The organism is Flavobacterium aquidurense, from assembly GCF_001404985.1.
GTDB lineage: Bacteria > Bacteroidota > Bacteroidia > Flavobacteriales > Flavobacteriaceae > Flavobacterium > Flavobacterium aquidurense_B.
In genome coordinates this window covers 417,422-433,262 of record NZ_JRLF01000015.1, presented here as the reverse complement: position 1 = coordinate 433,262, position 15,841 = coordinate 417,422, and the positions used below count along the sequence as shown (strand labels likewise).

19 protein-coding genes and 1 pseudogene are annotated in these 15,841 nt (G+C 33.4%); 6 read left to right on the top strand and 14 right to left on the bottom strand.

Features of this window, described 5'->3' with window-relative positions:
- Positions 1-16 precede the first annotated feature (16 nt).
- Together RC62_RS20395 and RC62_RS20390 are read left to right on the top strand one after the other, a co-directional pair.
- Entirely contained in the window at positions 17-367 is a 351-nt protein-coding gene (locus RC62_RS20395; RefSeq protein ID WP_055098172.1) for an immunity 51 family protein, read from the top strand.
- 248 nt (positions 368-615) lie between these two features.
- Positions 616-957 carry a hypothetical protein gene (locus tag RC62_RS20390; RefSeq protein WP_055098171.1) on the top strand — a complete coding sequence of 114 codons (342 nt, stop codon included), beginning with the start codon at positions 616-618 and terminating at the stop codon, positions 955-957.
- Positions 958-970: 13 nt separating this feature from the next.
- Here RC62_RS20390 and RC62_RS20385 read toward each other — a convergent pair whose 3' ends face one another.
- From RC62_RS20385 to RC62_RS20340, 10 genes are all read right to left on the bottom strand, one after another.
- Complete coding sequence (locus tag RC62_RS20385) at positions 971-1,597, bottom strand: PolC-type DNA polymerase III (RefSeq protein ID WP_055098169.1); 627 nt, start codon at positions 1,595-1,597, stop codon at positions 971-973.
- Between the two features lie 2 nt (positions 1,598-1,599).
- Positions 1,600-3,519, bottom strand: coding sequence for a DUF294 nucleotidyltransferase-like domain-containing protein (locus tag RC62_RS20380; RefSeq protein ID WP_055098168.1), 1,920 nt, complete (start codon positions 3,517-3,519; stop codon positions 1,600-1,602).
- A gap of 166 nt (positions 3,520-3,685) precedes the next feature.
- Positions 3,686-4,057 carry a hypothetical protein gene (locus tag RC62_RS20375; protein ID WP_055098166.1) on the bottom strand — a complete coding sequence of 124 codons (372 nt, stop codon included), beginning with the start codon at positions 4,055-4,057 and terminating at the stop codon, positions 3,686-3,688.
- 88 nt (positions 4,058-4,145) lie between these two features.
- The gene (locus RC62_RS20370; protein ID WP_055098165.1) at positions 4,146-4,610 is read right to left on the bottom strand and encodes a hypothetical protein; all 465 of its coding nucleotides are present in this window, start codon (positions 4,608-4,610) and stop codon (positions 4,146-4,148) included.
- A gap of 64 nt (positions 4,611-4,674) precedes the next feature.
- The gene (locus RC62_RS20365) at positions 4,675-5,250 is read right to left on the bottom strand and encodes a DUF1572 family protein (RefSeq protein WP_055098597.1); all 576 of its coding nucleotides are present in this window, start codon (positions 5,248-5,250) and stop codon (positions 4,675-4,677) included.
- Between the two features lie 98 nt (positions 5,251-5,348).
- Complete coding sequence (locus RC62_RS20360) at positions 5,349-5,921, bottom strand: pentapeptide repeat-containing protein (protein WP_055098163.1); 573 nt, start codon at positions 5,919-5,921, stop codon at positions 5,349-5,351.
- 72 nt (positions 5,922-5,993) lie between these two features.
- Complete coding sequence (locus RC62_RS20355; RefSeq protein WP_055098162.1) at positions 5,994-6,215, bottom strand: DUF6095 family protein; 222 nt, start codon at positions 6,213-6,215, stop codon at positions 5,994-5,996.
- Positions 6,216-6,454: 239 nt separating this feature from the next.
- Positions 6,455-7,267 (bottom strand): N-acetylmuramic acid 6-phosphate etherase, encoded by an 813-nt coding sequence (gene murQ, locus RC62_RS20350; RefSeq protein ID WP_055098160.1) that lies wholly within the window; start codon positions 7,265-7,267, stop codon positions 6,455-6,457.
- Between the two features lie 205 nt (positions 7,268-7,472).
- Positions 7,473-8,141, bottom strand: coding sequence for a ZIP family metal transporter (locus tag RC62_RS20345; RefSeq protein ID WP_055098159.1), 669 nt, complete (start codon positions 8,139-8,141; stop codon positions 7,473-7,475).
- 91 nt (positions 8,142-8,232) lie between these two features.
- Positions 8,233-8,997, bottom strand: coding sequence for a class I SAM-dependent methyltransferase (locus RC62_RS20340; RefSeq protein ID WP_055098158.1), 765 nt, complete (start codon positions 8,995-8,997; stop codon positions 8,233-8,235).
- A gap of 133 nt (positions 8,998-9,130) precedes the next feature.
- Between RC62_RS20340 and RC62_RS20335 the strand changes: the two genes are divergently transcribed.
- The 4 genes and pseudogenes from RC62_RS20335 (at position 9,131) to tnpA (ending at position 11,966) form a co-directional block, all read left to right on the top strand.
- Entirely contained in the window at positions 9,131-10,294 is a 1,164-nt protein-coding gene (locus RC62_RS20335; protein ID WP_055098157.1) for a class I SAM-dependent RNA methyltransferase, read from the top strand.
- Positions 10,295-10,447: 153 nt separating this feature from the next.
- On the top strand, positions 10,448-10,684 hold the full coding sequence (locus RC62_RS20330; protein WP_055098156.1) for a hypothetical protein: 237 nt from the start codon (positions 10,448-10,450) through the stop codon (positions 10,682-10,684).
- Positions 10,685-10,699: 15 nt separating this feature from the next.
- A complete protein-coding gene (locus RC62_RS20325) occupies positions 10,700-11,392 on the top strand; it encodes an aspartate/glutamate racemase family protein (RefSeq protein ID WP_055098155.1) in 693 nt (230 codons plus the stop codon).
- A gap of 137 nt (positions 11,393-11,529) precedes the next feature.
- A pseudogene (tnpA, locus tag RC62_RS20320) lies at positions 11,530-11,966 on the top strand (IS200/IS605 family transposase).
- Positions 11,967-12,029: 63 nt separating this feature from the next.
- Here the strand turns inward: tnpA and RC62_RS20315 are convergent.
- Genes RC62_RS20315 through rlmD form a run of 4 tightly spaced genes read right to left on the bottom strand, consistent with a single transcriptional unit; the run spans position 12,030 to position 15,743 of the window.
- Positions 12,030-12,968 (bottom strand): XAC2610-related protein, encoded by a 939-nt coding sequence (locus RC62_RS20315; RefSeq protein ID WP_055098154.1) that lies wholly within the window; start codon positions 12,966-12,968, stop codon positions 12,030-12,032.
- Between the two features lie 10 nt (positions 12,969-12,978).
- Entirely contained in the window at positions 12,979-13,794 is an 816-nt protein-coding gene (locus RC62_RS20310) for a DUF6048 family protein (protein WP_055098153.1), read from the bottom strand.
- Positions 13,766-14,320 carry a DUF6452 family protein gene (locus tag RC62_RS20305; protein ID WP_055098152.1) on the bottom strand — a complete coding sequence of 185 codons (555 nt, stop codon included), beginning with the start codon at positions 14,318-14,320 and terminating at the stop codon, positions 13,766-13,768. Before RC62_RS20305 ends, RC62_RS20310 begins: the two co-directional genes overlap by 29 nt.
- Positions 14,321-14,330: 10 nt before the next feature.
- A complete protein-coding gene (rlmD, locus tag RC62_RS20300; RefSeq protein ID WP_055098151.1) occupies positions 14,331-15,743 on the bottom strand; it encodes a 23S rRNA (uracil(1939)-C(5))-methyltransferase RlmD in 1,413 nt (470 codons plus the stop codon).
- Between the last annotated feature and the right edge of the window lie 98 nt (positions 15,744-15,841).

The following is a 15,841-nucleotide window of genomic DNA, read 5'->3' as shown; positions in this document are numbered from 1 at the left end:
AAAGTGTAAAAGCAATATGGATAGTAATAATTTTAAAGAATCAATTACCCCATTTTTTTGGGTTACACACGAAAATAGCGTGTCGGTATGTTTAAATGTAGGAGATTACAAAGCAGAAGTTTTCGAAACAAGAGAAGAGGAAGGTTTTGAAGGAAACGGATATGACTGGGCTTCTTTGGCACAAGTCTTTTTAGAAGAACAAAAACCTGAATATATCAATGTCGTTAAATTTGATCCTGAAGGGAGTATGTTCTGTGCCTATTCTTCTGATGCAGTTGCATTGAAAAAATTTATTATATCGTTTAAAGAAGCTTGCGAAAACAAAACATTGATACTTGATTTGTTTTCAAGGGCAGAATTAGATTAATATAATTTAGATATTAAAAAATAATAAATAGACTGCTTGATAATTATTTTCGGACAGTATTAGTTTTGAGATTATAAATGAAAAGCTAAAAGCAGGGAATTATTCTCTGCTTTTTTATTTTAATGGAGTTTCAAAATATTTAAATTAAAATTGTAATATTTATACTATTTTTTTAATGGTTTTAAAGAAATAAATCGTTATGTTTGGGATAGAAATTTGTTAATTATAAATGAAAAATCAAATTGCAAATGAAAATTTTCAGTACAGCACCAGAAGGTAATCAAATGGCTGATTTAGAACCAGCTCGCTATTTTAACTTAGCAATACAACAAATTCAAGAGGCAGAGGAATGGCTACGAACTGCTGAAGTCGTTACTCAGCCTTTATTAGTTCACATTGACGTTTTTGTGTATTTAAGTAAAAAATATCCTGAAATGGCAAATAGAAGGGTGGCAAAATTGAATAGAAGTCAAATAAAAGAAACTTTCTATACATGGTTTGAAAGATCTGGAAAAAAAATATCAGCAAGCTTTAGAGATGGTATTAAAGAATCAGCAGATACATTGTTCTTGGCACTTGATAAAATTTAATTAAACATCCTTTTTACTTAAACAAGGAATTCAAATTAATATGTTTTTTTTCTTTTAGCTTTTTTACAATTTTCAAAAAAGCAATTGCTGTTATATAAGCATCGCCTAAAGCAGTGTGACGGTCTTTTTTAGAGATATCGAATTTATCTGCAAGATCGTCTAGCGTGTAATGATCTTTTCGCTCAAACAAATGCGATTTTATTAAGGTCTTTTTGTATAAAATAGCGGTATCCAGGCGTTTGTTTGTTAATTCTGGTAATCCATTTCGTTCCAGGGCTTTATTGATCATCGTGACATCAAAAATAGTATGATGTGCGATAATAATCGAATCTCCTAAAAAAGCTAAAAACTGCTGTAAAGCTTCTAACTCTGTAGGGCGCTGAATTACAAATGCTTTTAGGATACCATGAATCTGAGCAGTCGCCTTGTCATAATGATCCTGTTCTATATAAACTTCAAAACTATCCTGAATGGCGATTATTCCGTTTTGCAGCACAAGAGCGCCAATACATAATATTCGGTCGTTCTCGTAATCAAAGCCTGTTGTTTCGGTATCTAAAACGACAAATCGGGTTTCTTCAATCGAAATGGTTTCATCAAAGAGATTTTCTTCTTTTTTCCAGAAATTAAATAAACTCATGACTAAACCAGATTTGAAATATTAAAACGAACCGAAATTAATTCCTGAAGTTCCTTAATGGTTTTAAAAGTTCTTTTAAGTTTTATTTTTTCCATTTTAGACAAGGATTCCAACGCGATAAACTGCCCGGAATCATGATGTAAAAGTCCTTGTTTGGTCCTGAATTTTAATAACGCTTTAAACGAGTAGGAGCACGACAAATACAATTCTCTGTTATTGGGTTCTAATTCGGCAAGTTTTTCAAATCGTTCTGCCGTATTACTGATTGATTTAACAGAGTGTGATAAAATCAAAACTCTGGCAGCATCTGTCAAAGGCATTAAAGCCCTTCTTTTAATATCAAAATGATCTTTATTGGCTCCGTCCTGTTCTACCAGAAACTGCCTGAAAAACCCCGTTGGTGACGGGCTTTGCAAAGCACCACTTACCAAATGAACATAAAAAACCGGATTTGCTTTTACATTCTCAAAAATAGATTCTGATAACTCGTCAACAATGGCTGCATCACCATAAGTCAGGCTATAATCAAAGAATATAAACGACAATAAAACTTCATTTTTCCCCGGATTGGTAATCCAGTGTTTTACCTGATTTTTCCATTCGTCCAGGCTCATACACCATTTTGGGTTCGAAGCCATCATTTCGGCAGGACAATAATCATAACCAATTTCAAAAAGGCCTTTATTGACAAGAGCTGCAAATTTTAAAAAGTAAACTCTCGTTTCATCTTTAAAAACATCAGAAACATTTTCGTAAACAATAGCATTATCCTGATCTGTGTGAAGCATTTGCTCACTTCGTCCCTGACTTCCTAAAGCCAGCCATGCAAATTTTACAGGTGGCGGACTGCTCATTTTTTCTAATGAAATTTCGATGACGCGTGTTGTGCAGGCTTCGTTTAACTCTGTTATGATTTTAGAAATCAAAGTCATCGGAATATTTTGGTCTAAATATCCCTGAAGCAATTGCATGATTCGCGCACGGATAGGTTTGATTTCTTTTGCTTTTTTAGCTCTTTTAAGTGCCTTTATTAAAACAGCAGGATTATTTCCTAAAGCAACCATCACATCATGCTTCGATAAAATCCCGACTGCTTTAGTGTTCGTTGTTCCGTCTTTTGTTAAACATAAATAACTAATGTTGCTTTTCATCATTGCCATTTGTGCCTCTGTAACCGTCATTTTTTTAGGATAAGTAACAACAGGTTTGGTCATTATGGTTTCTGCAGTAGTGAGGATCGAATAATCTCCTGTAACAATTTTATTGCGCAAATCTTTGTCAGTAATAATACCTATAGGCAGCATTTCGTCGACAATTAATATCGCTCCGACTTTTTTCTTTGTCATGATTTTTGCAATATCCCTTGCTGTGGTAGATGGACTGCAAGTCACGATTTTCTTCGAATATTTGATGGGCTGCAAATCAAAGGAATCTTTTGCGGCATGATGATTTTCATGAAGCAAATCATCACCATACAATTTATCCTTATGAATGTCTGAATACGGATTTCTGGTATTAGAGGCGTAACTTTCGATCAAAAAATTACCAACTGTTCTATTCTCAAGCGCATAAGGTTTAAAAACCGCAATTGGAATCGCATACAAAATGGATTCTTCGTGGGCTACAGCTTCCATTATATAATTTTCCTGAGCTAAAAGCGGACGCAATCCAAAAATATCCCCTTCATCGCACATGTCTAAAACCGTGCTCTTTGAACTTTTTTTAAGCGCAACTGCACCTTTATGAACCACATAAAAGGAGTCATGCGTTTGCTCATTTTCCGCAAAGATTACAGCATCTTTATCTTTATAAACAATAGAAATTTGTTCAGATAGTTTTTCTAAATCCTTTTGATGTAAAAAGCTAAAAGGAGGGAAGCCCTTTAAAAAATCGGCAACTCTATGCGAAATGGTATTTTTCATGCGTTAGATTTAGGTCCTAATGTAAGATTTAAAATAGAAATGTAAAAGAAACACTGCTAAGTTTTTTTAAGGACAAAGAAGCAAAGGTGCATAGAGGCAAAGGTTTTTTTCTAACTTGGAGGTAAAAAAAAAGTCCCCAAAAGGAACTTTGTTATTTCAGGTTTTCTTATTCTATTTTAAAGACCTTACCGCGTTGTTTTTGATCAGAACCTACCATTCCAAATTCAAACGTGTAAGAATCTTTAGAAGTCGTTAAAATCTTCATGCTGATTGCTTTTTCTTCAGCCATGTTTTTTGGATGTTTTTTTTGTAGAACATATTCGCAATCACTTACCCAGCGAACTGTTGAGGTATCTGTTTTTCCTTCAAAAGTTTCGATTTCGATGCCGTCTTTACGTTCAAAAACAGTTGTTTTTTTTACGCCATTTACATCAAACTCAAATTTGAATTTTCCGTTTTTAAAATCTTTACAATTGTGTTCTGCATCATAACAGGATACTAAGGCTAATAAAGGTAATAAGAATATAATTTTTTTCATTTTAACTGTTTTGTTTTTTAGGGCTCTTTCCTGTTTTTTATTCCAATCTTTTATTTATCCCGATAGTTATTGGTACGGACTAAAAAGTTTAAATTTTTTGGATATAAAATTCTTTTAATTTTTTAGATTCTTTTACCTCTTCTTGAACTTCTTCTTTTGATTCGTTATTGGATGCTTTTGGCCAGATGTGAAAACCTCCGTGAGTCATCGCTTTTATATTTTGTAAAAGGGCAGGCCCAAATTCATCAAATCCACTCAAATCTTCCGGATTATCCCAAACGCCCCAAATGCCATTTTCGTCAATATCACCATTATAATTAATAATATGTGTGGGATATTTTTTGACCATTTTAATTTTAAAGTGCTCCAGATTATAAGTGCCATTCCATCGAAACGAGTTTACATCGTCACTTCCTGAGCCGGAAACAATAGAGTTTGCAAAATTCAGTTCAATAGACATTTTATGTTGATGAGATGAATTAGAATAACAATAAAATCCTTCCCATTCTCCACTTGGCAAAAAATGATGTGTTTCGTTGTTGTTTTTTTTCATATTTATACGTCAAAAAATAAATACAATAAAATGGTTTTATAGCTTGCTGAGCCTGATATTATTATTATTTTAATCTTTTCAATTCTTCCTCGGTAAAGTTCTTGATTTCTTTTTCTTTGGCAAACTTTTCAGCATTATAATTTTCGGATTTATTTCTGGGAATCGATAAACTGTCCCAACTGCCGTTCTTTAATTGTTTCGCATAAAAAACAATCTGCCCAATATGATAAGGATAATGTGCCAATTGGCGATTTATGGCTTCAATAACGGTATGACCTTCATTACGAATGTATATAATGTCTGAGAGTTGTTCCGGGTTTAAGCTGTTTAAGGCGTTTAGAAAACAATCCCAGCCCATGTTCCAGTGTTTTATAACTTCTTCTTTTGATTGTAAATCGTTTTCAAATTCGGCATCGCGATTGCGCCATTCTTTTTCACCGTCTGAAGTCAGGAAATCTGTCCATCGCGAAAGCATATTACCTGAAATATGTTTGATTATAGTTGCAATACTATTTGTGTCTTCGTTTACAGCAACAAAAAGCTGATCAGGTTGTAATTGATCCATTGCTTTTTCGCCTAACGTTTTATAATATAAAAACTGTTTTTTAACGCTTTCTAAGTAAGATTCAGTTGCATTCATATTTGTTTTTTTTGCCACGAATTGCACGAATTAGCGCGAATTATTTTTTTGCAGACTTACAAATTAGTGTAAATTAGTGCAATTCGTGACATATTTTTTTAAACAATTTTAATATCGTATTTATCTAAAAGCCCTATAATTCCGTCATTCGAAAATTGTGCTTTTTTCATGGGGTTAAATTCCGGGTCTATTTTGTAATTGTAAGCCGTTTTAAAATTTACGGCTGCCAATTGTGTGTCATTAAAAATAGCTCCTTCAAGATTGCAATTATCAAATAATGAGCTTGTTAAATTGCACCCAATAAAAGTAACTTCTCTTACGGAACAGTTGATGAACTTGGTTTTGGGCATTTTTTTATTCGAAAAAACGGCATAATCAAGTGTAGTTTCTTCGAAATAAACCTGAAATAAGAAATCGTCACATTCATTAAAAGCGATTCCCAGAAGTTTACAGTTTTTAAAAGAAACATTCTTTAAACTTGTTCCTGCTAAACTCGTCATTGATAGATTACAGTCTATAAATTCGCAGTCTAAAAAAGTATTGTAGGCAAAATTGCTGTTAGAGAAATCACAGTTTTTAAAAACACAATCTTCAAACTCACGATTGTTTATTTTTTTGTCGATATAAACGACTTTCTCGAAGGTTTTTTGGATGTGAATTAGACTTTCCATATTATATTGGATAAAGATTTCAAGTTATATAAGTTTTGAAACCTGTAAGGTTTGTTTAATTGCTTTAAAATATTAGTCATTAAAAATACCTTTCATGATAATTCTCAATCCGTAAAAAATTAAAAACATGGCGCTTAAGCAAGCCACAATTCCAATTCCCAGAACTAAATAATGCCAGTTGGTATGCTGATTCATAAAAGCATTATAAATCAAAGTAGGTCCAATAAATAATAGAGGCAACGAACCTGATAAATATTTAATTCCTTTTCCTAGTAGTTCTTTATTTGTTGCCATAATTTTTTTGTTTCAGGTTTGAAAGGTTTCAGGTTTCAGTTTTTTTTAGTTTCAGGTTTATCGCAATCTTGTCATTTCGAAGAATGAGAAATCGCACTAGTAAATCGACCAAGATTGAAAATATACATTGCGGAGTTTCTTGTGTGATTTCTCATTCTTCGAAATGACAAAGTAGACCTTGGATAAAAATTAGCGCTCTTTGCGGTTAAATAACATTTAACCTTTCACAGAAAAACCTTTTACTCTTTATAATTATCAACAGCATTTCTTACGCTGCCGTATTTTTTTAATAGTTCAGATGCTTCATCGTATGAAACCGGAATTTCTTCCATAATCATTTTTACACCACGATCTACTAATTTTATATTGCTTAATTGCATATCGACCATTTTGTTGCCTTTTACTTTACCAAGTTGGATCATAGCAGCAGTCGAAATCATGTTAAGCACTAATTTTTGAGCTGTTCCGGCTTTCATTCTGGAACTTCCGGTAACAAATTCAGGACCTACAACAACTTCTACAGGAAATTGAGCTGTAAGTGCTAATGGACTTCCGGCATTGCAGGTAATACAACCTGTAAGGATATCATTTTGATTGCAGGTTTCCAGACCTCCAATAACATATGGTGTTGTTCCGGAAGCGGCAATACCAATTACCACATCGTTTGCACCAATAGTATTGTTTTGCAAATCGATCCAGGCTTGTGTTGGATTGTCTTCGGCATTCTCTACGGCACGACGAATTGCAGTGTCACCACCAGCAATGATTCCGTTTACTAAATCAAAAGGAACGCCAAAAGTAGGAGGACATTCTGAGGCATCAACAACGCCTAAACGTCCTGATGTTCCGGCTCCTATATAAAAAATTCTGCCGCCTAGTTTTAATTTAGATACAACTTGTGCTACAAGAGCTTCAATTTGTGGTATTGCTTTTTCGACTGCATTGGGAACAGTTTTGTCTTCCTTATTGATATTGGTAAGCAGCTCATGAACGGACATTTTTTCTAAATGTTCGTATTTTGAGGCTTGTTCTGTGGTTTTAGTAAATGTCATGTTGTTTTTTGGGTTGTAAGTTGCAAAGTCTCAAAGTTACAAAGTTTTTTGAATCTCCTGAAAATGATTTTTACTGAAAGTACTGGTGCGTGAGGGATAGAAGTAAACTACCAAAGTAGTACGGATAGCCCGACCATATCCCGATAAGAGGGCGAATAATCGTAAACAAACTTTGCCCGCTTATCGGGATAGGGTCACGCCCCAATTATAGCATAAATGCCAATAAAATCCCAAGGACAATCATAGAAACTTTTGCAATATTGAATTTGTGTCCTTCACTGCTTTCGAAAATAATTGTCGATGATATATGAAATAAAATCCCGATTACGATGGCGGTGATCTCAGTATAATAGTCATTTAAAAAAGCAAGATATTCAGATGCGATCGTGCCAAGTGGCGTCATAACGGCAAAGGTAAGCATGAAGGCAAAAATGGCTTTTTTATTAAGATTTGCATTAATGAAAAAAGTGGTCAGAATTACAGCAATCGGCAAGTGATGAATGGCGATTCCAAGTGCCAGACCATGATGATGACTTACCGGAAAACCTTCTAAAAAGGCGTGAATGCATAAACTGATAAAAAGCAGCCACGGAATCTGGCTCATTTGGGCATGTCCGTGAACATGACCGTGTTCTGCACCTTTTGAGAAAAACTCTAATATAATCTGGAACAAAATCCCCACCATGATAAAAACACCAATATTGTGATTGTGTGTTTCGTAAACTTCGGGCAATAAATGCATTACAGTTAACGACAATAAAAATGAACCGCTAAAGGCCAGTAATAATTTTAGATTGGTTTTGCTTTTTGGTTTTAAAAACAAAGCCACAACATAACCTAAAAGTACAGAAAATAAGGGTAATAAATAGTTCATTTTTTAGTTCAATCGTTAATTTGTTTAATTGTTTAATCGGTTTTGTTAGTTTGTTTCGATTAAACAAATTAACAGTTCAACAATTAAACAGTTACTTAAAAATCATGATTAATCGTTTGCTTTCGGTTTTATGAAACTTTTTAAGTTTATAATCTCCAAAAATGTCTAACAGAAAAATTCCGGCTTCTGCCATTAATTCTTCAAAATCCTTAAGGGTTAAAGCTTTTACTTTTTCGGTAAAATGATATTGATGTCCCTGATCTTCAAAATCTATTTCTTTAAAGATATGTCCGTCCTGAAGGTATCTTTTGATTTTAAAATCAATCCCGTCAACGGTTTTTACTTCTTCAGGAACCAGAGTTTCGATAACATTTGCGACATTCATAAAATCAATTACTGCAAAACCATATTCGGTTAAACTTTCTTTTATGGCTTTTAGAGTTGTCAGGTTATCATCGTCACTTTCAAAATATCCAAAACTGGTAAACAAATTAAAAATAGCATCAAACTTTTCTTCAAAAGGCTCACGCATATCGTGCACTTTAAAATGCAGGGTTTCGTTGCTGTTTTTGCTGGCTTCAGCAATGCTGTTTTCAGATAAATCTGCCCCTAATACATTAAAGCCTAATTGATTTAAATAAATAGAATGACGTCCTTTTCCGCATGCCAGATCAAGAACTTTTGCTTTTTCAGGCAGGTTGAGATAATGTGTAAGATTATCCATGAAAATTTGTGCTTCGCGGTAGTTTCTATCTTTATATAGTATGTGATAATAAGGAGTATCAAACCATGAAGTAAACCAATTTTCGGTGTTACGCTCCTGATTTGGTGTTGATGAGTTTGGTGCTTCAGACATTTATTCTATTTCAATTAATTCAAAGTCCCGCAAATTTAGTGTATTTTTGCCGAAAAATAACTATTTCGCGAGGATACCTAAATAATTGGTAGAGCGTCTGCGATTGGAGTTGTTTTTTAATACAAAAATAAAGATGGAAGAAAATTTTAGAATGATAGCCAAATGTTTTTTTGGTTTTGAAGAAATATTAGAGAAAGAATTAAGAGATCTTGGTGCGCAGGATGTCGAAAAAGGAGTGCGCATGGTGAGCTTTAAGGGCGATAAGGGTTTTATGTATAAGGCGAATTTATCGTTGCGTACCGCGCTTAAGGTTTTAAAACCTATTTACTCTTTCAGGGCTAATAATGAACAGGCATTGTACAAAGGGATTTCTGGTGTAAACTGGTCTAAATTATTGAATGCCAATCAAACTTTTGTGATTGATGCTACGGTACATTCTACTTATTTTAATCACTCTGAGTTTGTTTCTCAAAAATGTAAAGATGCCATTGTAGATCAGTTTAGAGAAAGAACCGGTCAGCGCCCAAGTATTGATAAAGCTTTTCCTGATTTAAGGATTAACATACATATTGATAAAGATCAGGTTTCGGTTGCATTGGATACATCCGGAAATTCCCTGCATCAGCGTGGATATAGAACCGCTACAAATATTGCGCCTATCAACGAAGTTTTGGCAGCAGGGATTTTATTATTGTCAGGCTGGGAAGGGCAAAGTCATTTTCTGGACCCAATGTGTGGTTCAGGAACATTTTTAGCCGAAGCTGCGATGATTGCCTGTAATATTCCGGCGAATATTAACCGTAAAGAATTTGCTTTTGAAAAATGGAAAGACTGGGATAATGATTTGTTTGAACAGATTATAAACAGTTTAATGAAAAAAACAAAAGAGTTTCATTATACAATTAAAGGTTTTGATAAAGCGCCAAGTGCTGTAAACAAAGCGAAGGATAATATTAGAAATGCCAATTTAGAAGATTATATTACCATTCAGGAAGAAAACTTTTTTGATACTGAAAAAGCAGTGGAAGGAAAATTGCATATTGTTTTCAATCCGCCTTATGATGAGCGTTTAGACATTCATATGGAAGAGTTCTATAAAAATATAGGAGATACTTTAAAGAAAAGCTATCCGGGAACAAATGCCTGGTTTATTACTGCCAATCTTGAAGCATTGAAATTTGTGGGATTAAAACCTTCAAGAAAAATTAAACTCTTTAACGCAAGTCTTGAAGCACGTTTGGTAAAATACGAAATGTACGAAGGAAGTAAGAGAACGAAATTTCAGGTTAATGAATAAGGTTCTAAGTTACTAAGATAGTGAGTTGCTAAGTTTTTTAACTTTGCATTCAATATTGATAATAAATAATAATAATAAGGGTTCAGTAAAAATAAGCTTCTAAATAAAAACTTAGGAACTTAGATTCTCAGAACCTTAGCAACTTTAAGAAAAATGTCAAAATTACAAGTAAGAGCTTTTTTATACCAATTAGGATGTTTCGCTATTCTATTTATTTTAGGGAGATATTTGGTGGCTATGTATACAGGACTAACGGGATTTTGGATTCCTATGACGGCTTTTATCGTAGCAACTTTGATTTCGCCTAAATTTCAGGCAGTGAAAACCAAAGACGGTGAAAAGCTGTTTATGAAATGGATTTTTATAAAAGGAATTAGGGAAATAGGATAATTAATTTAATTTTTTATGAAGATAATTGGACTTATAGGCGGAATTAGCTGGGTTTCTACAGCTGATTATTACAAACTTATAAATCAGGGAGTAAATGAAAAAATGGGAGGTCTTAACTTTTCAGAATGTTTGATTTACTCTTTTAATTATGCTGATATAAAAAAGAATAATGAAGCCAACGATTGGGATGCTACTTTCAGCATGCTTTTAAAAGGCTGCCAGTTTCTTAAACAAGGCGGTGCAACAGCGATAGTTTTATGTGCCAATACAATGCATTTTATTGCTGACAGACTTGAACAGGAAATAGATTTGCCAATCATTCATATTGCTACTGCAACAGCAGCTGAAATTAAGAAACAAGGCTTAAAAAAGGTAGGTTTATTAGGCACTAAATTCACAATGGAACTTGATTTTTTTAAAGACAAACTAATCAATCAGGGAATTGAAGCTATAATCCCGCAAAGCGAAAGTGATAAAGATTTTATTCACACAACAATTTTTGAAGAATTAGGCAAAGGTCTTGTAACGGATGAAACGAAGAAACGTTATTTAGAAATTGCAAATCGATTGATAAAAGAAGGAGCAGAAGGAATTATTTTAGGCTGTACCGAAATTCCGCTGGTAATAAAACCAGAAGATTTAGCCGTTCCTGTTTTTGATACTGCCTTAATACATTCAAATGCAGCTATTGAATTTCAGCTCTCATAAAATTAGGATATAAATTAAAAGCCATGAATTTAAAGGAATAAATTCATGGCTTTTTTTATTGGTCTCAGTTTCGGGTTTAAAACCCTGCAATTTATTGCAGTACTTTAGTAATGCGAAAAAATCTTTATCTTTAGATTATGACTTCAGATATAAGAAAAGGGTCGCATACAGTAAGCAGATTAACATGTCATGTTGTTTGGGTTACCAAGTATAGATTTAAAGTTTTGAAAGGAGATGTTCAAAAGCGTTGCCGAGAACTATTGATACAAATATGTGAAGCGGAAGGAATTGAGATTTTAAAAGGTGTTGTGAGTTCAGATCATGTACATATGCACATAGAATATGCACCAAAGCAGAATGTCAGTACTATTTTAAAAGCTTGAAAGGAAGAACATCAAGAAAATTACAAATGGAATTTCCAGAACTTCAAGCTCGCTATTGGGGTCAGCATTTTTGGGCAAGTGGTTATGGGGTTTGGAGTACAGGAAATATTACTGATGAAATGGTAAATGATTACCTAGAACACCACAGAAGGAAAGAAGGGGATGATAATTCAAATTTCATTCTCGAATGAAATAAAAAGAGGGACTTTCAGTCCCTCGTAAAACAAACCTCTGCACTTTCAGTGCAGAGTGGTTTATTTTTGATATTCTTTGACTTTTACTGATTTATTGTTTTTTATCTCATATTCAGTATAAGTAGTTTTTTCATTGTCTTCGAAACTTTCAACTTTTTTAATTAAATAGAAATTGTTATTCAACCATTTATAATGTTCATCAGTTTCATTTCCGCTTCCATCAGCTTGATATTTAACGAACTCCTTGTTTTTTTGATCAAAGAATAAATATTCTAATTCTTCCAGTTTTATGTTTCTAATAAACTGCTTTTTCGTTTTATCATAAATATAATAAAGAAAACCGCCATCATATTTTATTCGGTCCGGGAAATAGATTGGGATTTTGATGTCTAAAAGACCATCAAAATTTAGGTCTTCTAATTCTACTTGTCCGTCTTTTTCATAAATCACTTTATTAAAACGGGAAAGCGTTTGTACTATTTCTTTTTTCGAATTGGAAATGTCAAGTTTGCTAATTAGGAAATTATCTGCTAATTCGCCATTCATGTTTTCGGCTTTTCCTTTGTACTGGTTGAGTTTATAACTGTAGTTTTTGGGATTAAATGATGATAAATCTTCCAGACAGATAAGGTTTACATCCAGTTTTTTGTCTTTTTTATCATTTTCCCAGATACCTGTTAACCCGTATTGATTATTTAATTGTAATAAAAAAGATCCTGTTTTTTTAGTGACATTTCCTGTTTTGGTTGATGTATATGCAGTTTCCTCCAGTTTTATCTCCCCATTTTTTAAAATACCATTTGTAAAAATAGACCTGTCTTTACCGCTTTTTACATAATAATAGCTTCCTGAAACAGAATCTTTTCCCTGAATAAATTCAATGGTCATCTCTATAGGATATTTGTCTATTTTTCCTGAGAAATGTAAAATCGTCTTGACGATTGTTTTTTGCGCAAAAGTAATTTGACTAAATATTAACAGAAAGATAAATTTTTTCATTTAGCAAAAATTACTTTTTAGGAGCGTCCTTTGTTATAATAGCAGGAATAATTGTTTTTTTCTTGTAAAGAGGGATAAAATAAGAAACAGTATAATTGAAACCTACTCCAAAACTTCCGTCATACGTTCTGTTAAAACCAGGAATGTATAAATTGTCAAAACCTGAAGGTTTAGAATTTGCTACCAAAAGTTTTAACTGAACACCAAATCCTACGAAGACATTATTAAAGACTTTTGCTTTTAATCCTGCTGCAAATTCAAGCCATCCCGCTGTAAGTCCGTTATATTTTTGACCAGCTGCAATTGGTGGCTGTTCTCCCCAATACGGATTTGCATTGTAGATTTTATAACTGTTTAATTGTTGACTAAAGGTACTAAAACCACCTCGTAAACCTATGGTGATTAAATTCTCCATGTCAAGCCAGTTTTGGTAGGTATTGTAATCAAAACCACCTTTGATATAAGTTCCGGTTGCTGTTGAGTTTAATCTGTCGTCATCTGTAGTTTTGTCTTCAAAACCAAGTTCAGCTGCGATATAGTATTTTTTCGTTAAACGAAAATCACCTACAACCTCAATTCCTTTATAATCTTTATCATATAAACCACGTGTTAGTTTATATAAATCAACCCCAACGCGAAGACCATAGCGATCTGTTTTGATGCTGTCTTTTTGTACTTCCTGAATTGCCGGTTTAGCATTTACGGCTTTTGGTTTTTCCTTAACAACTTCTTTTGTTACCGTTTTCGTTGCTGTTTCCTGGGCTTGCCCTAAAAACATTGAAAACAATAAGCAAAAACTAAAATAATACTTTAATATGTGTTTCATTTTCAGATTCAACGTTAGGTTGTAGAACAATAACTCTTTGCATCCAAAGTCCATCATTATTTGGATCTGTTTGCTCAAATGGTGCTGATGGTGGTTCAGTAACTGCCGGGTTTAATGTAAAAATTGTTTTAAAACCACAAGCTCTGGACACATATACATTTTGACGTGTATAATTAAATTTAATCACATCTGTGTTTACTGCAGCTGGATTGGCATTTCCGGAGTCTAAAATAAAAGTATAAGTAACGGTGTCTGCATCCGTTTTTAACGGAATAGAAACGGTATTGCCGCTGGTTAAATATTTAGTAATATCTGTACCGCTTTCGTTAAAAATAATTCCATTAGTTTGTCCTTCGCCAATTACCTTTAAATTAGTTAGATTTTTTGCCACTGTTGGAGCTGTAATATCAAAAAAAGAAATCACTAATCTGGGAGTAGTGGGTGTATTCGCATCGCAAATGTCATCTTTCTCACAGCTGGATAAACCAAAAGTAAAGACTAATAAAAGAGAGATTATTTTTTTCATTTAAATTTTGTTATCGAAGTTCTAAAAGTACAACATTTTCGACATGATGCGTTTGCGGAAACATATCAACCGGACGAACACGTGTAACTTTATATTTTTCATCCATTAAAGCCAAATCTCGTGCTTGTGTTGCTGAATTACAACTTACGTAAACTACTTTTTTAGGCGCAATTTTAAGGATTTGATCAATAACATCTTTATGCATACCGTCTCTTGGCGGATCTGTAATGATAACGTCAGGTTTTCCGTGTTGTGCAATAAAAGCTTCGTTAAATACGACTTTCATGTCACCTACAAAAAACTCACAATTCGTTATATTATTGCGTTCAGCATTAGCTTTGGCGTCTAAAATTGCTTCAGGAACACTTTCTACACCAATTACTTTTTTTGCTTTTTTAGAGACGAACTGAGCAATAGTTCCTGTTCCTGTATATAAATCATAAACGGTTTCGTTGCCTGAAAGTCCGGCGAAATCACGTGTTATTTTATATAATTCATAAGCCTGATCAGAGTTTGTCTGGTAAAAAGATTTAGCATTAATACTAAACTTCAAACCTTCCATTTCTTCAAGAATATAATCTCTTCCTTTATATAGTTTGATATCCTGATCGTAAATTGTATCGTTTTGTTTTGAATTTACAACATATTGCAAGGATGTAATCTGAGGGAATTTTTCGTAAAGGTGATCTAAAAGAAGTTCACGATTTTTTTTATCATTTTCATAGAACTGAATCAAAACCATGATTTCACCAGTCGAAGCGGTACGGATCATAAAAGTTCTCAATAAACCAGATTGTTCTCTTGGGTTAAAGAAAGCTAAATTATGCTCATTCGCAAAATCCCTGATTTCGTTTCTAATGGCATTAGAAGGATCTTCCTGTAAATAACATTTTTGAATATCAAGGATTTTATCCCACATTTTTGGAATATGAAAACCTAATGCATTTCTGTTTCCTAAATCTTCGGTACTTTCTATTTCTTTTTCGGTTAACCAACGAGCGTTAGAAAACGAAAATTCCATTTTATTTCTGTAAAAAAACTGTTTTTCAGAACCCAAAATAGTTTCGAACTCAGGAAGTTCAACTTTTCCTATGCGCTGCAAATGATTTTTTACCTCGTTTTGTTTGTAATACAACTGTTGGCTGTATTTCATATTTTGCCATTTACATCCTCCACAAATTCCAAAATGATCGCAAATAGGTTCAATGCGATGTTCTGATAATTCATGAAATTTTACGGCTTTACCTTCATAATAGGCTTTTCTTTTTTTGAAAGTCTGCACGTCAACTACATCACCCGGAACTACGTTCGGGATAAAGATTACTTTTCCGTCAGGAGCTTTTGCTACTGATACTCCTTTTGCTCCGGCATCCAGAACCTGAATTTGATGAAAGACAACTTTGTCTGTATTTTTTCTTCCCATAGCGCAAAAATAAGGGTTTGTAAACTTTTTCAAATTTAATTTTTCAAATATTTTATCAAATTGTCTAATTTATTATTTTAATTGACTTTAAAAGTTAA

Excerpts from the sequence above, each read along its gene's own strand:
- RC62_RS20370 (WP_055098165.1), bottom strand. The coding sequence starts at position 4,610 with ATGAAAAAAAACAACAACGAAACACATCATTTTTTGCCAAGTGGAGAA.
- RC62_RS20325 (WP_055098155.1), top strand. The coding sequence starts at position 10,700 with ATGAAGATAATTGGACTTATAGGCGGAATTAGCTGGGTTTCTACAGCT.
- RC62_RS20375 (WP_055098166.1), bottom strand. The coding sequence starts at position 4,057 with ATGAAAAAAATTATATTCTTATTACCTTTATTAGCCTTAGTATCCTGT.
- RC62_RS20365 (WP_055098597.1), bottom strand. The coding sequence starts at position 5,250 with ATGAATGCAACTGAATCTTACTTAGAAAGCGTTAAAAAACAGTTTTTA.
- RC62_RS20310 (WP_055098153.1), bottom strand. The coding sequence starts at position 13,794 with ATGAAACACATATTAAAGTATTATTTTAGTTTTTGCTTATTGTTTTCA.
- RC62_RS20360 (WP_055098163.1), bottom strand. The coding sequence starts at position 5,921 with ATGGAAAGTCTAATTCACATCCAAAAAACCTTCGAGAAAGTCGTTTAT.
- RC62_RS20330 (WP_055098156.1), top strand. The coding sequence starts at position 10,448 with ATGTCAAAATTACAAGTAAGAGCTTTTTTATACCAATTAGGATGTTTC.
- RC62_RS20335 (WP_055098157.1), top strand. The coding sequence starts at position 9,131 with ATGGAAGAAAATTTTAGAATGATAGCCAAATGTTTTTTTGGTTTTGAA.
- RC62_RS20315 (WP_055098154.1), bottom strand. The coding sequence starts at position 12,968 with ATGAAAAAATTTATCTTTCTGTTAATATTTAGTCAAATTACTTTTGCG.
- RC62_RS20385 (WP_055098169.1), bottom strand. The coding sequence starts at position 1,597 with ATGAGTTTATTTAATTTCTGGAAAAAAGAAGAAAATCTCTTTGATGAA.
- RC62_RS20305 (WP_055098152.1), bottom strand. The coding sequence starts at position 14,320 with ATGAAAAAAATAATCTCTCTTTTATTAGTCTTTACTTTTGGTTTATCC.
- RC62_RS20390 (WP_055098171.1), top strand. The coding sequence starts at position 616 with ATGAAAATTTTCAGTACAGCACCAGAAGGTAATCAAATGGCTGATTTA.
- rlmD (WP_055098151.1), bottom strand. The coding sequence starts at position 15,743 with ATGGGAAGAAAAAATACAGACAAAGTTGTCTTTCATCAAATTCAGGTT.
- murQ (WP_055098160.1), bottom strand. The coding sequence starts at position 7,267 with ATGACATTTACTAAAACCACAGAACAAGCCTCAAAATACGAACATTTA.
- RC62_RS20345 (WP_055098159.1), bottom strand. The coding sequence starts at position 8,141 with ATGAACTATTTATTACCCTTATTTTCTGTACTTTTAGGTTATGTTGTG.
- RC62_RS20340 (WP_055098158.1), bottom strand. The coding sequence starts at position 8,997 with ATGTCTGAAGCACCAAACTCATCAACACCAAATCAGGAGCGTAACACC.
- RC62_RS20395 (WP_055098172.1), top strand. The coding sequence starts at position 17 with ATGGATAGTAATAATTTTAAAGAATCAATTACCCCATTTTTTTGGGTT.
- RC62_RS20355 (WP_055098162.1), bottom strand. The coding sequence starts at position 6,215 with ATGGCAACAAATAAAGAACTACTAGGAAAAGGAATTAAATATTTATCA.
- RC62_RS20380 (WP_055098168.1), bottom strand. The coding sequence starts at position 3,519 with ATGAAAAATACCATTTCGCATAGAGTTGCCGATTTTTTAAAGGGCTTC.